Source organism: Dellaglioa sp. CoH-56-MRSF-12, assembly GCF_056782075.1.
Genome location: NZ_JBXAYD010000001.1, coordinates 372,791 through 394,577, shown reverse-complemented (window position 1 = coordinate 394,577; position 21,787 = coordinate 372,791). Strand labels below are relative to the sequence as shown.

The 21,787-nt window shown below is 35.0% G+C and carries 20 protein-coding genes and 1 riboswitch; of the genes, 2 read left to right on the top strand and 18 right to left on the bottom strand.

Translation table 11 applies throughout. The features are described 5' to 3' along the window. Nucleotides 1–339 precede the first annotated feature (339 nt). The 12 genes from lysS to pth all read right to left on the bottom strand — a co-directional run bounded on the left by lysS (nucleotide 340) and on the right by pth (nucleotide 15,121). Nucleotides 340–1,839 carry a lysine--tRNA ligase gene (gene lysS, locus AC1RPY_RS01820; RefSeq protein ID WP_481760847.1) on the bottom strand — a complete coding sequence of 500 codons (1,500 nt, stop codon included), beginning with the start codon at nucleotides 1,837–1,839 and terminating at the stop codon, nucleotides 340–342. Between the two features lie 71 nt (nucleotides 1,840–1,910). Further along, the gene (gene dusB, locus AC1RPY_RS01815; RefSeq protein WP_481760848.1) at nucleotides 1,911–2,921 is read right to left on the bottom strand and encodes a tRNA dihydrouridine synthase DusB; all 1,011 of its coding nucleotides are present in this window, start codon (nucleotides 2,919–2,921) and stop codon (nucleotides 1,911–1,913) included. 71 nt (nucleotides 2,922–2,992) lie between these two features. Further along, nucleotides 2,993–3,877: an Hsp33 family molecular chaperone HslO gene (gene hslO, locus AC1RPY_RS01810; RefSeq protein WP_481760849.1), complete on the bottom strand. Its 885-nt coding sequence runs from the start codon at nucleotides 3,875–3,877 to the stop codon at nucleotides 2,993–2,995. Between the two features lie 77 nt (nucleotides 3,878–3,954). Beyond that, nucleotides 3,955–6,033 carry an ATP-dependent zinc metalloprotease FtsH gene (gene ftsH, locus AC1RPY_RS01805; RefSeq protein ID WP_409021575.1) on the bottom strand — a complete coding sequence of 693 codons (2,079 nt, stop codon included), beginning with the start codon at nucleotides 6,031–6,033 and terminating at the stop codon, nucleotides 3,955–3,957. 93 nt (nucleotides 6,034–6,126) lie between these two features. After that, nucleotides 6,127–6,666, bottom strand: a complete 540-nt coding sequence (gene hpt / locus AC1RPY_RS01800; protein ID WP_409021576.1) for a hypoxanthine phosphoribosyltransferase — start codon at nucleotides 6,664–6,666, stop codon at nucleotides 6,127–6,129. A 5-nt stretch (nucleotides 6,667–6,671) separates the two neighbouring features. Continuing rightward, nucleotides 6,672–8,039: a tRNA lysidine(34) synthetase TilS gene (gene tilS, locus AC1RPY_RS01795; RefSeq protein WP_481760850.1), complete on the bottom strand. Its 1,368-nt coding sequence runs from the start codon at nucleotides 8,037–8,039 to the stop codon at nucleotides 6,672–6,674. A gap of 76 nt (nucleotides 8,040–8,115) precedes the next feature. Next, entirely contained in the window at nucleotides 8,116–8,595 is a 480-nt protein-coding gene (locus tag AC1RPY_RS01790) for a S1 domain-containing RNA-binding protein (protein ID WP_481760851.1), read from the bottom strand. A 99-nt stretch (nucleotides 8,596–8,694) separates the two neighbouring features. Then, nucleotides 8,695–9,081 carry an FtsB family cell division protein gene (locus AC1RPY_RS01785; RefSeq protein ID WP_481760852.1) on the bottom strand — a complete coding sequence of 129 codons (387 nt, stop codon included), beginning with the start codon at nucleotides 9,079–9,081 and terminating at the stop codon, nucleotides 8,695–8,697. Between the two features lie 44 nt (nucleotides 9,082–9,125). Continuing rightward, nucleotides 9,126–9,392 (bottom strand): RNA-binding S4 domain-containing protein, encoded by a 267-nt coding sequence (locus AC1RPY_RS01780; protein ID WP_481760853.1) that lies wholly within the window; start codon nucleotides 9,390–9,392, stop codon nucleotides 9,126–9,128. 17 nt (nucleotides 9,393–9,409) lie between these two features. Further along, nucleotides 9,410–10,978, bottom strand: coding sequence for a putative polysaccharide biosynthesis protein (locus AC1RPY_RS01775; RefSeq protein ID WP_481760854.1), 1,569 nt, complete (start codon nucleotides 10,976–10,978; stop codon nucleotides 9,410–9,412). 21 nt (nucleotides 10,979–10,999) lie between these two features. After that, nucleotides 11,000–14,521, bottom strand: coding sequence for a transcription-repair coupling factor (gene mfd, locus AC1RPY_RS01770; protein WP_481760855.1), 3,522 nt, complete (start codon nucleotides 14,519–14,521; stop codon nucleotides 11,000–11,002). 36 nt (nucleotides 14,522–14,557) lie between these two features. Continuing rightward, nucleotides 14,558–15,121 (bottom strand): aminoacyl-tRNA hydrolase, encoded by a 564-nt coding sequence (gene pth / locus AC1RPY_RS01765; protein WP_409021584.1) that lies wholly within the window; start codon nucleotides 15,119–15,121, stop codon nucleotides 14,558–14,560. A 209-nt stretch (nucleotides 15,122–15,330) separates the two neighbouring features. On the opposite strand from pth, the gene AC1RPY_RS01760 reads away from it, so the two are divergent. Then, nucleotides 15,331–16,293: an L-lactate dehydrogenase gene (locus AC1RPY_RS01760; RefSeq protein WP_409021585.1), complete on the top strand. Its 963-nt coding sequence runs from the start codon at nucleotides 15,331–15,333 to the stop codon at nucleotides 16,291–16,293. Between the two features lie 148 nt (nucleotides 16,294–16,441). Further along, nucleotides 16,442–17,077 carry a cyclic di-AMP binding protein CbpA gene (gene cbpA / locus AC1RPY_RS01755; protein WP_409021586.1) on the top strand — a complete coding sequence of 212 codons (636 nt, stop codon included), beginning with the start codon at nucleotides 16,442–16,444 and terminating at the stop codon, nucleotides 17,075–17,077. Nucleotides 17,078–17,109: 32 nt separating this feature from the next. Here cbpA and AC1RPY_RS01750 read toward each other — a convergent pair whose 3' ends face one another. The 6 genes from AC1RPY_RS01750 to cshA form a co-directional block, all read right to left on the bottom strand. Then, nucleotides 17,110–17,610, bottom strand: coding sequence for a QueT transporter family protein (locus AC1RPY_RS01750; RefSeq protein WP_481760856.1), 501 nt, complete (start codon nucleotides 17,608–17,610; stop codon nucleotides 17,110–17,112). A gap of 9 nt (nucleotides 17,611–17,619) precedes the next feature. Next, nucleotides 17,620–17,664: riboswitch (PreQ1 riboswitch) on the bottom strand. Between the two features lie 17 nt (nucleotides 17,665–17,681). Beyond that, nucleotides 17,682–18,053: a type II toxin-antitoxin system PemK/MazF family toxin gene (locus AC1RPY_RS01745; protein WP_409021588.1), complete on the bottom strand. Its 372-nt coding sequence runs from the start codon at nucleotides 18,051–18,053 to the stop codon at nucleotides 17,682–17,684. Nucleotides 18,054–18,067: 14 nt separating this feature from the next. Further along, entirely contained in the window at nucleotides 18,068–18,301 is a 234-nt protein-coding gene (locus AC1RPY_RS01740) for a hypothetical protein (RefSeq protein WP_481760857.1), read from the bottom strand. A gap of 65 nt (nucleotides 18,302–18,366) precedes the next feature. Beyond that, the gene (gene alr / locus AC1RPY_RS01735) at nucleotides 18,367–19,488 is read right to left on the bottom strand and encodes an alanine racemase (protein WP_481760858.1); all 1,122 of its coding nucleotides are present in this window, start codon (nucleotides 19,486–19,488) and stop codon (nucleotides 18,367–18,369) included. A gap of 2 nt (nucleotides 19,489–19,490) precedes the next feature. Beyond that, entirely contained in the window at nucleotides 19,491–19,859 is a 369-nt protein-coding gene (gene acpS / locus AC1RPY_RS01730; protein ID WP_481760859.1) for a holo-ACP synthase, read from the bottom strand. A 161-nt stretch (nucleotides 19,860–20,020) separates the two neighbouring features. After that, on the bottom strand, nucleotides 20,021–21,631 hold the full coding sequence (cshA, locus tag AC1RPY_RS01725) for a degradosome RNA helicase CshA (protein WP_481760860.1): 1,611 nt from the start codon (nucleotides 21,629–21,631) through the stop codon (nucleotides 20,021–20,023). Nucleotides 21,632–21,787 lie beyond the last annotated feature (156 nt).

Sequence of the window (21,787 nt, the reverse complement as noted above, 5' to 3'; positions counted from 1 at the left end):
TGTTCAGTTTTCAAAGATCTACTTGGTTGCTTTTGACAACTTTTATATCATATCAAGGATTTCGTTAATTGTCAAGAACTTTTTTAATTAATTAACTGGTCACATTTGAATTAGTTGTTTACTACTGAAGCAACGTTTATTACTTTACCAAGAATAATCACCTTCGTCAAGCCTTTATTTAAATTAAATCTAAATCAATGAATGTAAACGTGTACATCGTGTTTTATTATTACTTTTACTGCTGAAATAAAAGTAAAAAAAGAGTATTGTCACATAGCGACAATACTCTCATATAATATTATTCATCAAAAATAATCCTATAAAATAATTTAAAAATATTTATTGATTATCATCTGGTCTCATAGTTGGAAATAATAACACATCTCTGATAGATTGTGCATCAGTCATTAACATAACCAACCTATCTATTCCAATTCCTAAACCACCTGTTGGTGGCATACCATATTCGAGTGCTTCAATGAAATCTTCATCGATTCCTTCCGCTTCATCGTTACCATCTTCACGTTCTTCAACTTGGGACTCAAATCGCTCTCTTTGATCAATGGGGTCATTTAACTCAGTAAATGCATTAGCATATTCTGTACCTAAAATATACATTTCAAAACGATCCGTAAATCTTGGATCATCTTCATTTTTCTTTGCTAAAGGCGAAATTTCTAAAGGATGTCCATAAACAAAAGTAGGATCAACAATTGTATCTTCAACAAATTTTTCGAAAAATTCATTAATGATATGGCCAACTTTCCAATATGTTTCATATTTAACATGATGTTCATCTGCCAATTTTTGTGCTTCTTCAACTGACATTTCTTTCCAAAAATCCACTCCAGTTACGGACTTAATAGCATCTACCATATGAACTCTTGCAAATTTTTTATTAAAATCTACTTTTTTTCCATCATATTCAATAATTCCGTCATTTGAAATTACATCTGCGACTGCTTTAAAAATGCCTTCAGTTTCATCCATTACATCATGGAAGTCATAGTATGCAACGTACGTTTCAAGCATTGTAAACTCAGGATTATGTTTTGTATCAATTCCTTCATTACGGAACACTCGACCAATTTCGTATACTTTTTCCATTCCACCAACGATAAGTCGTTTTAAATGTAATTCTAGTGCAATTCTCAAGTATAGTTCAATATCTAACGCATTATGATGTGTTGTAAATGGTTTAGCTGATGCTCCACCTGCTTGGTTATGCAGTACTGGCGTTTCAACCTCAATATATCCATTACCATCTAAATAACGTCTTACAGCTGAAATAATTTGACTACGTTTCATAAATCGATCAAAGCTTTCACGATTTGTGATTAAATCAAGATATCTTTGTCTATAGATTTGTTCTACATTTTGCAAACCATGAAATTTATCTGGTAATGGTCGTAATGCTTTTGATAGGAAAGTAACTTCTGTTGGGCGAATCGTTAATTCACCCATATCTGTTTTCATAACATCACCTGTTATACCAACAAAATCACCAATATCTGAACGTTTAAAGATATGATATGTATCTTCACCTACAACATCTTTACGGACATATAATTGTAAACGTCCATCTTTATCCTGAATATCAGCGAAACTCACTTTACCTTTACCACGTTTAGACATTAATCTACCTGCGATAGTAGCTTGGATATCCATACCATCAAGTTCTTCTTTAGTTAATGCATCATACTTATCATGTAATGCTTTAGTCATGTCTTTACGTTCAAAGCGGTGTCCAAATGGATCGACCCCTGCTTCGCGAAGTTCAACAACTTTTTCACGACGTACCTTTAATTGATCATTCATACTTTGTTCTTGCTTTACCATATTATATCCCTCACTTAATTACATATTTCACTTACTATCATGCCAATTAACCCAATAAAATGCAACTAATTCTATGCTTCTTTTTGCATTAATTTGAATTCACGTTCTTTTGTATCTTCTAAAAATTTATCAAATATCGTTATCATAGTAGCTTCTGAATTTGCTTCATTCAATGCTGCTTTAGCACGAGCTGAACGCGAAATACCTTTTAAGTAGTATGCTGCTTGACTTCTGAATTCTTTAGGTCCAATAACCTCACCCTTTATCTGGCAAAGTGCGTGCAAGTGTTCTTTAGCAACTAAAATTTTATCAGATGCTGAAGGTTCAGCAATGAGTTCACCTGTTTCAAGGTACGTTGCTGTCTGCCTAATCATCCACGGATTTCCTAATGCAGCACGGCCTATCATAACAGCGTCGGCACCGACTTCATCTAACATCTTCTTTGCATCTTGTGGCGTTTTAATATCACCATTACCCATAAAAGGAATTGTTTTTAAATTACTTTTAACTTCATGTAAAATATTCCAATCTGCTTTACCATTATACAACTGGAAACGTGTTCTTCCGTGCATTGCAAGTGCAGCTGCACCACCTTGTTCAGCAGCTAAGGCATTTTCAACTGCTAAAATATGATCTTCGTCCCAGCCTGTTCTCATTTTAACTGTTACCGGAATTGACAGCTCATTAGTAACCGCATCAACCATTTCGTATACTTTATCTGGATCAAGCAACCAACGTGCGCCTGCGTCTGTTTTTGTTACTTTAGGTACAGGGCAACCCATATTAATATCGACTATGTCGGCTGACGTGTGTTCTTCAACAAACTTAGCAGCAGCAACCAATGTTTCCTTATCTCCGCCAAAAATTTGAACGCTAACTGGATGTTCTCTTGGATCTACAAACAACATGCTCAACGTTTTTTTATTTCTAAATTGGATTCCTTTATCAGAAATCATTTCACAAACTACTAATCCAGCACCAAAATCCTTACAAATCATTCTGAATGCCGCATTTGTTACACCTGCCATAGGTGCAACAACTACTTGATTAGGAATTAATATATCGCCAATTTTCCATTCCATTCTATTCACCTCATCGTTTTTTACACTTACTATTGTTTAGTATCATAACACAAATCATATATTGATAAAATTTATTTAGCTGAACCCTCTAATAATTTCATTAATTCATTTTCAGAATATTGATATCGATTTCCACAAAAACGACAAACAGCTTCGGCACCATGATCCAATTCGATCATTTCAGTGATATCGCTTTTTGGCAAACTAGCTAATGAACCGTAAAATTTATCTTTTGAACAATCACATTCGAACGCAACTGGCATTGTATCCAAGATATTAACATTTTCTTTACCAAACATCAGATATATAATATCTTCTGGCGTTTTACCATCTCTTAGCAATTCTGAAATCATAGGCATTTCTGCTAATTTTTTTTCTAAATTATCGATAACTTCATCAGTTGCGCCAGGCATTACTTGAATCATAAACCCACCGGCCACTTCGATTGTATTGTCCGTGTTCACAAATACAGATAATCCAACTGATGATGGAATCTGCTCTGATTTAGCTAAATAGTAAGTAAAGTCTTCGCCAAGTTCACCTGAAACCAATGGGACTTGTCCCGTAAACGGTTCCTTCATACCCATATCTTTTGTTACTGCCATTGATCCAGTTGTTCCAACGGCACCTTTAACATCAATTTTATTTTTTTCATTTAATGGTAAATGAACGTGGGGTTCACTCAGATATCCTTTAACTGTTCCATCAGCGTTACCATCAATTACGATAGCACCAACTGGCCCATCACCATTAATTTTAACGGTCATTTTTTCATCGGCTGACAATGTAGATGTACTTAGTAATAATGTTCCTATTAGGCTCCGCCCAAGTGCAGCTGATGCTGCGCTCCATGTGTCATGTCTCCTTTGTGCTTCAGCAACCGTATTTGTCGCAGTAACAGCATATACTCTTAATTTACCGTCAAAGGCCAAACTTTTTACAAGATAATCTTTCATTCGTTTTCTCCTTAAATAATTCATTTTAGACCAACAAGAACTCCGATAGATAATCCATCGGAGTTCTTAAGTAACGATTATTTATCGTCTTTATTCACTTTGGGGTAAAAAACAACCGTTTTAGATAAATCAACTTCATCTGTTTCTTCAGCTATTTTTTTTGCATCTTTACGTTCTAATTCTTTTTTTGTTGCTTCAAAAGAACCATCTTTTTCACTCGGAAATTCATTTGCATCGTCTTTTTCTGGCATTTTGCCATCTTCGAACAAGCTTAAAATTTCTTTTTCATCAAGTGTTTCAAATTCTAATAACTTATCAGCAATCAATTTATGCTGTTCTCTATGTGCTTCAATAATTTCTTTAGCAAGTTTCATACCTTCTTCAGATAGACGACGAACCTCAGAATCAATAATGTCAGCCGTATTGCTTGAGTAAGCAGCACTTGGTTGACCTGAACCACCAGCGAACATTTGGCTATTGCCTTCTAATTGAACAGGTCCGAGTTTTTCACTCATTCCATATTCAGTAACCATTGAGCGAGCCATTTGTGTTGCTTGTTGGAAATCGTTTGATGCGCCTGAAGATTGTTCATTGTAAACAATTTCTTCAGCTGCACGTCCACCCATTAATCCAGCAATTTGTTCACTCATATCTTTTTTAGACAATAACATTTGATCTTCTTTTGGTAACATGATTGCGTAACCGCCAGCACGACCTCGAGGGACAATTGTTACTTTGTGAACAACTCTAGCATCATTTAGGACTAATCCAACAATTGTATGTCCGGCTTCATGGAATGCAACTGTTTGACGTTCTTTTTCATTAATCGTACGATCACGTTTTGCTGGTCCCGCAATAACACGATCCTCAGCTTCATCCATATCGCTTGCATCAATTTTTGATTTATTACGACGAGCAGCTAATAATGCAGCTTCATTTAAAAGATTTTCTAAATCAGCACCAACAAATCCAGGTGTCTGCTTAGCAATAACTTTTAAATCAACATCAGATGCTAACGGTTTGTTTTTTGCATGAACATTAAGAATAGCCTCACGACCCTTAACATCTGGGCGACCTACTAAAACTTTACGATCAAAACGACCAGGACGTAAAAGTGCTGGATCCAGAACATCCGAACGGTTAGTAGCTGCAATTACAATCACACCTTCTGTACCCGTAAATCCATCCATTTCAACAAGTAATTGGTTCAATGTTTGTTCACGTTCATCATTACCGCCACCTGTACCAGAGCCACGACGACGTCCGACAGCATCAATTTCATCAATAAAGATAATTGATGGTGCAGTTTTCTTAGCATTTTCGAACAAATCACGTACACGACTTGCCCCAACACCGACAAACATTTCTACGAAATCAGAACCGGAAATTGAATAAAATGGTACTTCAGCTTCACCAGCTACTGCTTTTGCGAGTAAAGTTTTACCAGTACCAGGAGGTCCCTCTAGGAGAACACCTGATGGGATTCGAGCGCCTAAATCAGCAAATTTGCGTGGTGATTTTAAGAATTCAACAACTTCAACAAGTTCTTGCTTTTCTTCTTCTGCACCGGCAACATCAGCAAAACGAACTTTATTATCTTTTTTCTCGGAAGGTTTTGTTTTTGATTTACCAAAGTTCATCACCTTACCGCCACCACCGCCACCTTGTCCTGCTTGTCCCATCATAAGATAGAAAAAGCCGACCATTAATACAAGTGGAATAACCGTAATTGCTAATTGCAACCAGATACTATCTGATTGTTCTTCTTTTGTATCCATTTTTGTCTTTGTTGCTTCAGATGATTTCAAAATTTGTGCCATATTTGAATCATTTTGAATAACTGTTGACGTAAAGTTTTTAACTTTTGTTGTTTTCTTTGAAGCTGGAATTAATGAGAACCCAGTATCCTTGCTCTTTTCTGTTTGAGCTTTCTTATAAGTCCCTGTTATTTTGTAGACACCACCTGATGGTTGAATATCAAATGATTTCACTTGGTTTGATTGTAATTTTGAGACAAATTCACTTGATTGAATTTCTTGTGTTTCCGTTTTGCTGTTTCCATCAAAAAAGAAGTACATTACACCCATTATCCCAAGCATGATAACTATGTAAAATAAACTATTTTTAAAAAGTCCATTTTTAGGATTGTTTTTCATATCTACTCTCCTGCCCGTTTTTCTTTATTTTTATTTCAACTATCGTTTGAATAGGATACACTATATCACAATTGACATTCTTTGACCATTATTTTACTCTGTATAAATTTCAGGTTTCAAGACGCCAATATATGGTAAGTTCCTATATTTTTCAGCATAATCTAATCCATAACCAACTACAAATTCATTTGGAACTTCAAATCCTGCATAATCAACGTTAACAGTCACTTTACGACCTTCTGGTTTGTCCAACAACGAACAAACCTTAACAGATTTTACATTTCTATTGTTAAACAGATCGATTAAGTAAGCTAAAGTTTGTCCTGTATCCACGATATCTTCAACAATAATCACATCTCTGCCTTTAACATCAATATCTAAATCTTTGATAATCTTAATCTCACCAGTTGATACGGTACCATCCCCATAGCTCGAAACATTCATAAAATCAACTTCTGCATAATCTGCAACATTTTTAGCAATGTCAGCCATAAAAAGATAGGCGCCCTTTAATATACAAACAAGCAATGGATTTTTGCCTTGATAATCAGCGGTAATCTGTTTTCCTAATCGCCGAGTAACATCTTGAATTTCTTGCTCACTGTAAAGAACTTTTTTGATATCTTCATCCATACACTTTAGCCTCTTCCCTGACCTTGTTTTTTTAAAACGATTATGTCTTGTATTTTATCAGTTTCAACGGTGTCTGACAATTGAGATTTTTTATAATTTATTAACCAAATGATTCGCTTAGTATTAGTTTCTAATACCCAAGCCTGATTACGGTCATTACTACTTATTTTTTGATCAATAAATATTTTTTTTATTTTTTGTTTTGCACTATTTCCTATGTCGATATAATCGCCTGGCAACCGATGTCTCAAGCTAAGCCCCTCTTCAACAATAGAGTGATCAACCATCATATAATCTTTTATAGTTACTTCATCTAGATTAATCTCTTCAGCTTTAAATACGCCAATTTTTTCATTATTATTTAAATTAACCCATGAATTCATACCGAGTATTATTTTTTCAGAAGTACTTTCAATTATTTTCTCTTTTTGAATGAAATCCATGTACTCATATTTTTTAACAAATAATTGATCATCACCTAAATTAAGTTCACCCTGTGGTTTTTTTTCATTCAGCAGTAACTGGCTAATTTGCTGTATTTGGTCTTCTTTTAAGAAAACACCATGTTCTTCAGCGATTTTTTTCAATATCGGCTTTTGCCACCTTGTTTCCAACGTGGTCCACATTTTTATTTTAAATCCTGAAGCATATTTGATTTCTTTTATTTTTTCACTAATTGCTTCATCTGCTAAATCTAATAGGTTCGTTAACTGATCTGCATAACTTTGTGCATGCTTAATTACTTGTTTATTATTTTCAAGCATTTTCGGTATAATTTCTTTTCTAACTCGATTTCTAAAAAAATCACTTAATTGATTCGTTTCATCTTCAAAAAAAACAATGTTTTCATGCTTTGCGTACTGCCGAATAGCCTGTTTTGTGAACAAAAGTAACGGTCTAACTAACATCCCTGGTCCAAATGATCTAGTTTGACTGATACCCGTTAACTGTCTGATATCTCCGCCACGAATTCCTTTCATAACAAGTGTTTCGAGCTGGTCATCTGCTTGATGCGCTGTCATTAACGTTGCATAAGTTTCTGATACCATTATTTGCTCAAAAAAATCATATCTCATTTTGCGCGCTGCATTTTCAATACCATTTAATCCATGTTCATGTACTGGCCAAACTTTTTTATATAATTTAAATTGATGATCTAGACAATACTTTTCGATGAACTCAGTTTCAATACGGCTCTGCTCTCTTAATTGATGGTCAATGTAGGCAACGCCTATCTCAGGCCGGATTTCATCTGGTAATCGTTGCAACAAATCCATGAGGACCATTGAATCAACACCTGTTGAAACAGCAACCAGAATTTTTTCAGGACTACCAAGTAGCCGATATTGAGCCTCAAATCTTGTATTCAGCAAAACTTTTCTCCTTTTTTCATTAAAAAAAGAGTGGTTTAAAATTTTCATTTCAACCACTCATCTTTAAAATTCGTTATTAATTACGTCGGCCACCACGGCCACCGCGCTTACCTTCAGTACTTCTCTTTAATGAAACTAACCGATCTTCACTATCTTTCAAAAAGCCTGACAACAATGAATCGAAGTCATCTTTTTGAGGTTCAACTTTTTTAGTCTGATAGCGATTCTTACCACCATTTGATGGACGAGAACCAGTCGATGCGCGAGTATCTTTATTAAATGTTTTCTGTGGACGAGATTTTGTTTCTGTTACTTGAGGCTTATCAACAGCTTTTCGTATTGATAAACTTATCTTACCATCGTCGCCAATGGATAAAACTTTAACTGTGACTTCATCCCCAACAGTTAGTGCATCATGAATATCTTTGATGAATCCATCAGAAACTTCACTAATATGTACTAATCCTGTTTTTCTGTCACCCAAATCAATAAATGCACCGAAATTTGTAATTCCTGAAACTTTACCTGAAACTTTCTCTCCGACTTCAATAGACATAAAAAAGTTGTTCCTCCTTAGATATATATACCATACTAGTATACCACGCTATAAACCTTGATACAAAGTTAAATCACGGGTAATTCTATCCCTGATTGATTAGTTTTTTAAATTTGCTTTATCACTAGGAAAACTATAGACAGTTTCACCTTTTTTAGAGAAATAATATTTTTCACGAATTAATTTTAATAAATAATCGTTATCATTTAATTGTTTAATTTGAAATTTAAGATCTTTTTGATTTGCTTTAGCTTTTTTTAATTTCGTTTGTTCAACTGCTGTTTCTTGCTTATAATGTGCAACCTTAAGCTTGGTTGAAATTAACTGTACGCTAAAGAAAATGATTATAATTATTAAAACAGCTCCTAATCCAATCATACGGCGGCGGTGAATAGTTACCAATCGTTGATCTTTTTTTCTTTCTGTTTTATTAGCTTTCATAAAATCATTATCTAAAAATTTAATTTTCGATTTATTATCGGCCATCTTGTCTCCTAACCCAATAAAGGACTCCAATTAAAAATCGATAATTATCGACTTTCTTCTGTATAAACTTCAGAAACAACTTCATATAAATCAATTGATTCTGCTTTTTTCGTTGTTTCTTTAAGCGCCATAACTCGAACAGTCAGCGTTTTATTACCAAATTGGATTGTTAACTCATCCCCAACAACAACATCTGTTGAAGATTTTGCCATTTTATCATTAATCATAATTCGACCCTTATCTGCAATTTCTTTTGCAACTGTACGACGTTTAATAATACGTGACACTTTTAAAAATTTATCTAATCTCATTAGTTAATCCCCTTTATTTATCTTATAAATTTTTTTAAAATACGTTTTCCAAATGGAAAGCTTAGCCATTCTCGAATCGAAAATAATTCCCATTTAACTGCTAAACCACCAAATATTCCAGCACCAATAGATCCAGAAACGAGCGCTATAATGCCACTCAACAATCGCTTGTCATTCGTCCAATTAATTAACTGATTATCTAATAAATAAACCACAATTCCCATAATTACACAAATTAAAGTTAATTTCATCATAAATTTGGGATCAATTAGTAACTGTCTAATCTCACTGGGTGACATAACCCACATGGCAATTAATACAAGTAATAAACTTAAGATTGTCGCAATACTTGCTCCAACTGTTCCTAATATAGAAACTAGGTAAAAATTAATACTCATTTTAAGTAACAATCCGATAATCAAAGCAATGACTGACGTACGATACAATCCCAGACTCTGTAGGACGCTGTTGTATGTTCCAATAACTGCTGCTAAGAAAATACTAAACATATAAACCGATAATGTACCATTTTGAAGTTGATCCCCAAATAAAGATTGGTTAACAAGTGGCATAACAGCAATCAGTCCGATGGTTGCCGCCATCGATAACGCCACCGTTATGTGCACTAACATCCCAGCATATCGTTGAAAATCCTTTTTTCGGTTTTCACGACGGGCCGAAGCCAGAGATGGCAATAACATCGAAGAGAACCCAACAGAAATAACTAGTCCAAGTTGTACTAAAGGCTGTGCACGGTCATAGACTCCTTTTAACGATTTTGCAATATTATTTGAATAACCAAAGTGCACTAATCCGTTTTTCACTGTGAATGAATCAACTAATTGTAATAGCACCATCATTGCTGCAAATAGACAGATGATAAGACCCTCCGAAAATAATTTTTTAGAGGTTATCAGTAATCTTTGCCAGTTTGTTTGAAGCCTAGTCTTCCTAAATTCAACCCTGTAAAAGTGAATAAAAGAAACACTTGCGCCAATAGCACCAATAGTTGCCCCAAACATTGCCCATGCTCCCATCGAATATAATGACATATTATTTTCAACCGCAATGTATGCCGCTAAAATAATGAGTCCAACACGTAATAGTTGTTCAACAACTTGGGAGACAGCAGTTTTGTTCATTTCAAAAATACCTTGATAATAACCACGTCCCACTGCTAAAACAGGTAAAAATAAGAACATAAATGAAACACTTTTAATTAAGCCTGCTAACTGTCCATCACCCATAGCTGTCGCAATCCATGAAGCTCCTAATTGTAAGCCAGAAAAGATAACTAAACTAAATATACTTAAAACAATAAATATATCATGAGACAATTTTATTTTATCTTCTTTCGAAGGCTCTTCAGCAATTAACTTACTAATGTAGACGGGAAATCCAGTCAAAGCAAAAGTCATCCCTATCCCATAAATAGGATAAACTTGCTGATAAATATAGAAGCCCGTATCTCCGACTAAATTTTGGAATGGCACTCGGTAAATGGCACTCAAAATCTTGGCAATTAGTGAGGCAATCGATAGAATCATTGCACCACGCATTAAATGTCTAAGTTGCTTATTTCCCATATCATTTCGATTCCTTTTTTATTAGTTAGCTGCAGTCACTGACCCAACGGATTCGCTTAACGCTTGAATAAAGTTTTGTAATTCAATCAACCAGTCAGTCTCAGTCATCTTAGGTTGAATCACTAAAATCACACGCATTTGTTTGCCCTGAGTTTTTAATGACGCTTTTAATTTTGTTGCTGATAATGCCATGAAAATTGCTTCCGTACCCAGCAATGTCGTTCCTTTTTCTGAAACAGAAACAATTAACTGGTCTTTATCTTTTTTAATTTTATCAACTAATGCCTTATCGGCAAATAATTTAAGTAAGCCAATTTCCATTAAGTTATTCACTTCAGTTGGAAATTCGCCGAAACGATCAATTAAATCACCTTGTACTTCCAAATATTGATCATAATTATCAAGCTGTCGAATACGTTTATAAATTTCAATTTTTTGACGCTGATCATCAATGTAAGATGATGGTAAATAAGCTTCAATATTAATGTCAATTTCAGAATCTGATTTAGGCTCAGCTTTTTTACCTTGTTTTTTATTCACAGCTTCTGTCAACATCTGTGTATATAAATCATATCCAACAGAATCAATGAAACCATGTTGTTGTCGGCCCAATAGATTTCCTGCTCCACGAATAGATAAATCTCGCATAGCAATTTTAAATCCAGAACCCAATTCGGTGAAGTCTTTGATTGCTTCTAAGCGTTTTTCGCTCACTTCAGTCAAAACCTTATTAGGTTTATACATAAAGTAGGCATACGCAATTCGACTACTACGACCAACACGACCACGTAACTGGTAAAGTTGCGCCAATCCCATGTGGTCAGCATTTTCGACAAATAATGTATTAGCATTAGAAATATCTACGCCCGTTTCAATAATTGTCGTTGTTACCAACACATCATAGACACCTTGAATGAAATCATACAAGACATTTTCTAATTGATTTTCAGTCATTTGACCATGGATATACGCGACACTAGCTTCAGGAACCATAATCTCAATTTCTGAAACTACTTTTTCAATATCTTCAACTCGATTATGCAAATAAAAAACTTGTCCACCACGTTGAAGTTCACGTTGTATTCCATCTCGAATAGTTCCACCATTTTGTTCCATTACATAAGTTTGAATTGGGTAACGGTTCAATGGTGCCGTTTCAATTACTGATAAATCGCGAACCCCAAGCATCGACATATTAAGTGTCCTTGGGATTGGCGTTGCCGTTAACGTTAAGACGTCCACTTGTGACTTAAACTCTTTGAGTCGTTCTTTATGTTTCACACCAAACCGTTGCTCTTCATCAACAATTAACAATCCTAAATCAGCAAATTGAATATCTTTCGATAAAATTCGATGTGTCCCAACGACAATATCTAATGCACCACTAGCCATTTTATCAGTTGTTTCTTTAAGTTGTTTCTTTGTTCTAAAACGAGATAAAATCCCAATTTCAACTGGAAATCCTTCGAATCGATTAATCATTGTTTCGTAATGTTGTTGCGCTAACACCGTTGTAGGCACTAATAAAGCAACCTGTTTATTATCTTGAATGGCTTTAAAAGCGGCACGTAACGCGACTTCTGTTTTCCCAAAACCTACATCACCAATCAATAAACGATCCATTGGTTTCTTTTGTTCCATATCGTGCTTAATTTCATTTGAACTTCTAATTTGATCTTCAGTTTCAGAGTATGGAAATGCATTTTCAAATTCCATCTGATAATCGTTGTCCTTTGAAAATTGAAATCCAACTTCTGCTTCACGTTCAGCATACAATGCAACTAAATCATCAGCAATATCTTCAATTTTAGCAGCAACTTTATTTTTCGTTTTGGTCCATTCAGTACCACCCAATTTGTTAATTCTAGGTGACTTAGATTCAGAAGAAACATACTTTTGAACCATGTTTAATTGGGTTACTGGAATAAATAATTTAGCTTCATCCCGATAAGAAATTGTCATATAATCTTGATGTTTACCATCGACTTCTAATGTTTCCATTCCAATAAACTGTCCAATACCATGATTAACATGGACCACATAGTCTCCTGGTTTCAAATCTTGATAACTTTTAAGGCGTTCTGCATTCGCTAATGTTTGGCGTTTTGGACGTTTTTTAGTGACTTTGTTAAACATTTCATGTTCTGTCACAACAACTAAGTTTGCCATTGGCAATTCAAATCCAGCTTGTAAGTTACCTTCTACTACCTGAACTTTTCCTAACTGTAGGCTATCCAAAGTCGTCATGATAGAAGGAATCTCAAAATCATCCAAGGTTTGTGAGACTTTATCAAGTCGCTCTTTATCTTGAACCATAACAATAATAGTCTGTTTCTTTTTTAACCAACGATCCATTTCTGTTTTAAGTAATGGCATTTGGCTAAAAAATTGTTGCATGGCATGTCCTGGTACATCAATCAATTGATTAAATTTGAGGTGACCCATTCCTTTTTGAAAATGAGCCAGAAATAATTCAGCATGCGATTCATTTTTCAATAAATCTCGTAATTCAAATCCAAAAACACTTGTAGACAAAACTTGATGTGTTTTTAACTTATCTGCCATCCAGTTATCTTCATCTAGTTTAAGCGTCTTTTCAGCTTCTAATAATCTCGGATAATCGTCCATTACAATTAAACCATTGCTACCCAAGTAATCTAACAGACTTGTTTTACCTTGATAAATAATATCGCTAAATAATAAATGTTCCGGAGCTAAGCGTCCTTTTTCAAAATCACTCATAAGCGGCATAATATTTGATTCTAATCGCTCTTGATCATCATTATCTAATCGCTTATATTCAACACCATACGCTTTTTTTAATGTTTGACTAGCTTCCAATAGCATAGCGTCAGTCGCAATAAAATCTGTCGCGGGTATAATTTGAATCTGGTCCACATTCTCTAAGCTTCGTTGATTAGTCACATCAAAATAACGTAATGAATCTATTTCCGTATCAAATAAATCTAGTCTAATTGGGTTTTCTACGGTCAATGGGTAAATATCCAAGATAGAACCACGTACAGCAAAATCCCCAGGACGTTCAACCAACTTTTGACGTTGATAGCCCATCGTAAAGAGTTGAGTTTCCGTGGCTTTCAAATCAATATCTTTTCCAACAGCTAAGTTTAATGTTGCTTGTTTCCACGTTGAAACAGGTGCTAGAAAACGTCGTAACCCCGAGATTGATGTTACAACAATCTTTGGTGTTCCTTCTAATAGAGCCTGAAGCGTTTGGACACGTTCACTTTTAGATTCTGGTGAACTTGTTGCCAGTTCTGCAGCTAATAATTCTTCAACTGGGAATGTAAGCACATCTTCTTCATTAATAAAGTTAGTTAAATCTTCATTTAATTGTGTTGCATGAAATAAATTATCTGTCACAACCAACATAGATTTTTTTTTATCTTTAAAAATAGTAGCTAACATCAATGTTTTAGCTGAACCCGTTAGTCCAGTTAACAATTGTCTTGTATTAGGTTCAATATTTGTTAGCCAGTTATCTACACCAGGAACAGTCTGCATCATTGCTTCTAAATTCATTATTCTACCCTTTACCCTTTTCTAAACAGCTTTTTCTTATTTATGGTTATACTTGTTCATCGTATTCATAAAATCATCTGTTTCCAACCAATCCTCAATTGCTAAAGTTGCTGTATTGATTGCATCACCTAAGTCTTTTTCTTGGTTTTTAGAAAATTTCGTTAATACCCAATCTACGACAGAAACTTTGTCTGGATGGTCAATACCAATTTTAATACGTTTAAATTCCTGTGTTCCTGTATGTGCGATAATGCTTTTCAAACCATTATGTCCGCCTGCTGATCCTTTTTGACGTAATCGAATCCGACCAACTTCTAAATCAAGATCATCGTTCACAATAAGGATGTCTGAAACATCAATTTTATAGAAATCCATCAACGGTCTAACAGCTCGACCTGAATCATTCATATAAGTAGATGGTTTAACTAAGACAATTTTTTCACCATTTAAATTAAACGATGCCACTTGCGCTTCATACTTGCTAGATCCAAAATCGGCATTATGTTGTTTTGCAAATACATCTACTGTAGCGAATCCGACATTGTGTCTTGTTCCATCATACTTTTGCCCAATATTTCCTAAACCGACTATCATTTTCATTTTAATTTCTCCTTTAAATAAACGCAAACATCTGGGCAAGTTTATTCAACTTACCCAGCATTTCGACCCTATTCTTTTCTTTCAACTATTATACCATACTCGATTTATGAAAATTTTGTGAAAGAACTCTCTCATCTAGTATGTTTTTTCACAAACAAACATGTTATAATTATTCAGTAATAATTATAGCTCTGAAAGGATGAATTATTTTGACAAAAACAGAAAATCATCAAAAAGTTATCTTAGTCGGCGATGGCGCCGTAGGTTCTAGTTACGCATTCGCAATGACACTCCAAGGTGTCGGCGAAGAATTCGGTATCATCGATGTTGCGAAAGATCGCACTGTCGGAGATGCTTTAGATTTAGAAGATGCAACACCATTCGCATTTCCTAAACGTATCTACTCAGCAGAATACTCTGACTGTGAAGATGCAGATCTTGTCGTTATCACTGCTGGTGCTCCACAAAAACCAGGTGAAACACGCCTTGACCTTGTAAACAAAAACTTAAACATCTTGAAAAGTATCGTATCTCCAATCGTTGAATCTGGATTTAAAGGTATTTTCTTAGTTGCTGCTAACCCAGTTGATATTTTAACTTACGCAACAATGAAATTCTCTGGTTTCCCTAAAGATCGTGTTATTGGTTCAGGTACTTCACTTGATACTTCACGTTTACGTGTTGCTTTAAGCAAATTAACTGACATTACAGATCCTCGTTCAATCCATGCTTACATGATGGGCGAACATGGCGATACAGAATTTGCTGCTTACTCAGCTGCAACTGTTGGTGGTCTTCCATTCTTAGATTGGGCAAAAGCTAACAACATTTCTGATGACCAACTTGCTAAAATTGAAGATGACGTTCGTAACAAAGCTTACGAAATTATCAACAAAAAAGGCGCAACATTCTACGGTATTGGTACAGCATTAGCTCGTCTTTCAAAAGCAATTTTGCGTGACGAAAATGCCGTATTACCTGTTAGTGCATACATGGACGGACAATATGGTTTGAACGATATTTATATCGGTACACCAGGTGTTGTTAATGGCCAAGGTCTTGCACAAATCATCGAAGTACCTTTAAGTGATGTTGAATCTAAACGTATGACTGATTCAGCTGCTACTTTGAAACAAGTATTAAATGATGGTCTTAAAGCATTAGGTGAATAATTTTTAATTATTTTCCAAAAAAGGAACGGAAGACATTCTTCCGTTCCTTTTTTAATACAATTTTAATAGTCAAATTACTGTTAAAAAGCTTTTTTTATGGTATTATAAAAATGTAAATGAGAAAAATTTAATATTTGGAGGCGCCTATATGTTATTAAATACTTTAGTTAAACCATTAAAAGAACTAACAACCGTCCGTGAAAGTGTCACACTTGAAGAAGCACTTACGGTCCTAGAAAATTCTGGATTCCGTTGTGTGCCAATCTTAGATGAAACGGGTCAAATTTTCCGTGGTAATATTTATAAAATGCATATTTATCGTCATAAATCACAGGGTGGCGATATGTCACTTCCTGTTACTTATCTTCTTAAAAATGCGACTAAGTTTATTTCATCTGATTCAGCTTTCTTCAACGTTTTCTTTTCAATTAAAGACTTACCTTATATTGCTGTTTTAAATGAAAACAACTATTTTGAGGGTATTTTAACACATACACGTCTTCTAGATATGTTGTCTCAATCATGGAATTTTGATGTTGGTAGTTATGTCTTAACTGTTATTTCAGCTGGCGAACGTGGTGATTTAGTTGATATGGCTAAAATCATTACAAAATATTCATCAATTGCTAGTTGTATGACTTTAGATGTTAAAGAAGGCGAATTATTACGCCGAACATTATTCACATTACCAGCTGGTGTAAACCAAGAAAAAGTTGATAAAATTGTTGATAACTTAGGACGTAAAGAATTTATTGTTTCTGAAATTGAAGATTTACGTAGTTAGACAAAAAAACAGACCCTTTCGGGTCTGTTTTTTTAATGCATTCTTTTATCAAAGTGAATAGCACGATCTAAAACGAGCATTATTGGTGCTGTAATTGTCATTATTACAAATTCAGATAATGCTGTTGTACCGTAAGTAGGCCAGAACGGTAAGCTCGCTGTAATGTTCAACATAATAGCGATTAAAAACATGGTAAATGAGAAAACCATAATATTTAAAAGCATTTTTTGCCACATTTTCTTAAACTTAGGACTAACAAAAATCACAATTAAAAGACCCATGATTGTTTGTACGCCCCCAAAAAGAACATCTAACGGACTGCTGTAAAAGAGATTAAATAAGATAACCCCTAATGAAACACCCCAGATATATTTCTTATTGAAAAGTACTAAGTGATTCAATCCTTCTGATAGTCGAAATTGAATAGCACCACTAGCCATGTTCACCATTCCTGGAACAACTGCCAATACGATATAAAGTGCAGCGATTAAACCATTAATGATTACCTGGTTTACACGATTATTTTTTGTCATTATTAATAGACTCCCTTAGTTTTTTAGCGTGGGATGGTTACGAACCACGTTTTTTTATGTCTTTTTACTGTTTATTTTTCTTTATGTATTGCTGAAACAAGTCCAACACTCATTCTAAGCGCATCATCAACCTCAAGCATACTTTTTTTCGATACATGCGTGATACGATCTTTTAGACGTTGCTTATCAATTGTGCGAATTTGCTCCATTAGTATAACTGAATCTTTTTCAATACCATCTCTACTTGCTAAAAGTCCAACATGTGTTGGCATTTTAGGCTTCTGGATGCGCGCCGTAATGGCGGCAACGATGACTGTCGGACTATAACGATTCCCAATATTGTTTTGGATAATGAGAACAGGTCTCATACCGCCTTGTTCAGAACCAATAACGGGCGATAAATCTGCATAGAATATATCACCACGTATGATACTTTCAACCATCTTATCCCAACTCTCTACATAATTTGAAGGTGCAATAACACTTCATCTTCAGATCCTTTAAAATCATTACAGATTTCACTATTCAATTGTCCCATTTCTGAGTAGCCATCAATTAACTCATCCATCATTTTTTTATGACTTAAAATAGAGTTAAATATTTCGCTATCCTTCAACGCTTCATTGGTAATCGAATAATATGCACAGTAATCGGCTATATGACTCATTGCTACTTTCTCATTTTTATCCATCTGCACTTCCCCCATAGAATTACACTCTACAGATAGTTTACCATAGCAAACTAAGCAAATAAATACTAATTTAGGTAGACATGTGGTACTCGTCCTGAAAGTGCACAGATTATTTCATAATGAATTGTTTCAGCGTACGTTGCAACATCCTGTGCTGTAATCATTTCATCGCCATCTTGGCCTATTAGAGTTACTTTTGTATCATTTGGCATTTCATGTGGCAATCTAATCATTAATTGATCCATGCAAACTCGACCAATTATTTCGCAAAATTGACCGTCGACTAATAGTTTAAAGCCTTGCATCTTTCGGGGCATACCATCTGCATACCCAATTGGTACTGTACCAACCCATTCATTTTCTTGAGCTTGATATGTAATACCGTAACCAACTGAATCACCTGCATGGATTTCTTTCACATAACTTAATTCAGATGTTAATCCAAATGCTGGTTTTAACGCATAAGGTAGTTCTAATTCACCACCAGATGGATTTAAACCATACATTGAAATGCCCATCCGAATCATATTACCGTTGCAAGCAGAGTGCCATAAGCTCGTTGCAGAATTAGAAACGTGTACATAACGAGGTCTATCAGAAACTACTGACATCAATTCATTAAATTTTGACATTTGTTTTTTAAAATACGAATCATTAGGAGAGTCTGCTGTCGCAAAGTGAGTAAAAACCCCTTCAAAGTTTAATGTATTTTGATGACTTCCAAGGAAATTAATTGCCTCTAAAAACGGTTCTGCTTCTCTAAAACCAATACGACCCATTCCTGTATCCAATGCTAAATGAACGGCCAAAGGCGCTAATTTTTCTTCACTCAGTAACTTATTAGCTTCTTGTAACCAGCCAAGTTCTGAAACAGTTACAGATATTTTGCTTTTTGCCAGTAACGGTGCATATTCAACTTTCGTTAATCCCAGAATCAAGATAGTTTCAACAAACCCGGCTTCTCGTAACGCTAATGCCTCATCAATTATTGCCACACAAAAACCTTTTACACCAGCATCTTTTGCAACTTTAGCTACTTCAATCAATCCATGACCATACGCATCAGCTTTAACAACAGCAAAAATAACCGTCTCATCTGTTAATGTCTTTTTTTCAGCTGTGATATTTGCCTTAATAGCTGCCCTATCTACCACGATTTGGGTTGGACGATGATAACCTACAACCATTTTTACATCCCCTTTTCTTGATTTTCTAAAATAACTTCAGTCATAACTAAATTGTTCGTATGAGAAATTGAAATAAAGCCATTACCCTCAAAAGGGTGCTGCGTAATTATCGGTTTACCAATTTCATTATTTAATATTTCAACATCTAAAAAGCCAACTTTATCCCCTATTCCCGTTCCAAAAGCCTTACTGTATGCCTCTTTGGCGGAAAATCTTCCAGCAATAAATTCGTCTTTATGACTACCTTTTAATTCATCAAATTGTTTAATTTCATTTGTTGTGAGAATCTTTGTTATAAATTCTTCATGTTGTTTTGCCAACTTTACTACTCGATCAATATCGGCAATATCAACACCAATTCCATAAATCATATTATCACCTATTTCTTTTCATTGATATCCTTGTTAAGTTTATCAAATTTATTCATTTTCTGCACTAAAATCGTTTATATTTTACCTATCAATATTGTAAGAATAGCAATTTTAAACAAAAAAAGAGACCTAAATTAATAGGTCTCTTTTCAATATTCAAATTAATCTTTTGTTCTGATTGTGAAGTTACGTTTTGGTGCGCTACTTCCGTTTGAACGGTTGTCATTTGAACGATTATCGCTTGAGCGGTTACCTTTGTAACCTCCGCCACCATTACCATTGCTACGGCGATCGCTACTTCCGTTACGACGATCTGAACTTCCACCGTTACTACGGTTTCCGCCACCATTACGGTTGCCTTGGTAACCACCACCGTTGCCACCACGACGATTTCCACCGCCATTGCCGCTACGACGGTTGTTTCCGCCACCACCGCCACCCCCCTTACGTCTAGGTAATGGGCGTTCTGGTGTAATCTTAACAGGTACTTGTGATGAATCATTTTTAATAACATCACTAAGTAATGCTGCAACTAAATCAGCAACTTCAAACTTAGCCATTAATTCAGTAGCTTGTTTTGCATATTTTTTAGTATCAGTTTTGTTAACTAAGGCAGTAACGTCAGCGATTGCTGTTTCAATTTGACCAGCAAATGCTTCATCATCTGTAGGTGGTGTTAAAGCCACCATACGTTTCTTAGTTAATTTTTCGATTTGACGTAAGTAATCCATTTCATTTGGTGAAACAAATGTCAATGAAGTTCCTTTATGTCCGGCACGGCCTGTACGGCCAATACGATGGACATAACTTTCAGGATCTTGAGGAATATCATAGTTAAAGACATGGGTAACCCCAGAAATATCTAAACCACGAGCAGCAACATCAGTTGCAACTAAAATATCAAGTTTACCTGATTTAAATTCACGTAAAATACTCATACGACGTTGTTGTGATAAATCACCATGGATTCCTTTAGCGTTGTATCCGCGCATTTCAAATCCTTTAGCTAATTCGTCAACACGACGTTTTGTACGACCAAACACGATTGTTTGTGTTGGGTTTTGAGCATCATACATACGTGTCATGATATCAAATTTTTCGAAATCTTTTGAGATTACGTAGAATTGATCAACTAAGTCAGTTGTTAATTCTTTTGCCTTAACAGTTACCAAAGTTGGATCTGTCATAAATCTTTCACCAATACGGCGAATAGCAGTTGGCATTGTTGCAGAGAATAACAATGTTTGACGTTCGTCAGGAACAGTTGTTAAGATGCTTTCGATATCTTCAACGAATCCCATATCTAACATTTCATCAGCTTCATCTAAAACCAAAGTTTTAACATTACCTAATTTAACGGTGCGACGACGAATATGATCTAATAAACGTCCTGGTGTTCCAACTAAAATTTGAGGTGCGCGATTAAGACTCTTGATTTGACGACGAATATCAGACCCACCATAAACAACTTGAACTTTAGCATGTTTTTCTTTACCTAAACGGTAAAGTTCTTCTTGCGTTTGAATAGCAAGTTCACGTGTTGGTGAGATGATAAGTGCTTGAACTTCATCTTTTGTTGTATCAATTGTATCTAAGATTGGTAAACCAAATGCAGCAGTTTTACCAGTACCTGTTTGTGCTTGTCCAATAACATCTTTTCCTTCTAAAGCCATTGGAATTGTTTCAGATTGGATAGGTGTTGCTTCTTCAAAACCGCTGCGTTGAACGGCCTTTAGTAGTTCATCGGATAGTCCTAATTCTGTAAATTTCAAGTATAAATTCCTCCTAATGTGTTTGCAAACTAACATGCTTCACAACACAGTTAAGAGTTCGTCGTCAATTACTGTCTTGTAAAGTTAAATTAATTTAAGTCTGACCCTTCATGAGTCACTATTTAAACTATAATAGCACCTTAAATAATATTAAGC